Origin of the sequence: Aeromonas sp. 1HA1 (assembly GCF_029237385.1) — a bacterium.
Classification (GTDB): Bacteria; Pseudomonadota; Gammaproteobacteria; order Enterobacterales; family Aeromonadaceae; genus Aeromonas; species Aeromonas popoffii.
In genome coordinates this window covers 1-1,050 of the sequence record NZ_JAACGC010000182.1, presented here as the reverse complement: position 1 = coordinate 1,050, position 1,050 = coordinate 1, and the positions used below count along the sequence as shown (strand labels likewise).

Annotated in this window: 1 protein-coding gene; it reads left to right on the top strand. The window is 45.4% G+C overall.

What is annotated here, in order from left to right; all coding sequences use genetic code 11:
- Nucleotides 1-974 (top strand): hypothetical protein (locus tag GWQ22_RS21525; protein ID WP_275931632.1); only part of this gene is annotated, 974 nt, incomplete at its 5' end.
- Nucleotides 975-1,050 lie beyond the last annotated feature (76 nt).

Below are 1,050 nucleotides of genomic sequence, written 5' to 3'. Positions count from 1 at the left end.
TCACTTATAGTGCGGTTAATGAAATTCGTGGCCTGTCTCAGCGTGCTGTTAATTCCGTTGAGGCGGCCCAGCAGTTTTTAAAAGAAATCTCAGAATATAATCGTGTTGCAAATTCAAGATTGGAAGGCGCCGAGCTTGTTGCGGCACGCTCTGAGCATTATCTTGAAGAGATAGCCAAGAACACGGGCGGTGGTTCTGAAGGTGATGGGCTGGGTTTGTCGAGGGAATATTGGGATAAGAAATTCGATGACATATTTGGTAAGTTTGATCGCGATGCTGCCACCTTATATGACATTCGTATGAATACTGGTAGCGTGATAGGTGAGATATTCGCAATTAATGGTGCACTGGGTGCGAATGGCATGGCCGGTCAGATTATGCAGATGAATGAAACCATGCAGAATTTGGCGGCTGCCATTTCTGGTGGTGATATTGGAAGTAATACGGGTGGCTCTACGGGTGGCGCTGATAAATCATCGGAATACCTCAAGGAAATAAATGAGGTTGTGGGTTACATGGCTAACGATGTGCGCATGCTCGCTGCGGCGTTGCCTGATGGCAGTGGTAATGGAAGTGGCAATGGTGGTGGGGATGGTTCTGGCGTGGATATTGATTATTCTAAAATGCCGGGCTCTGAGTCCACGCCGCTTTCTGTTCGTGGTGCATCCTATGAGTCAAAGGGTTGTGAAGGTGGCGCCAATTGCTTTTTTGATTTGCCTACCATGCAGGGTAAGTTAGATGAGGCGAACAATGCTCTCACTGGGAGCTATAAAGCGATTAGCGAGGATATGAAGCGGATATTCTCATTTAATTTTTATGGCTCTGCTGAGCCCATGAAATGTTTGGATTTTTTTAGTTTGTACGGTAAGGATTATTCAGTTTGTCCGCCCTCTGCTGATTTTTGGTCAACGTTGGCGGCGTTAATGATGTTTATTTTTTACTTCGTGGCATTGATGGTTATTTTTAAGAGGTGATGACATGGAATGGTTGAACGAGTTTTTCGGGGCGTTCTTCAACGATATATATAATTTGGCCGTCCAGTTTAGTGGG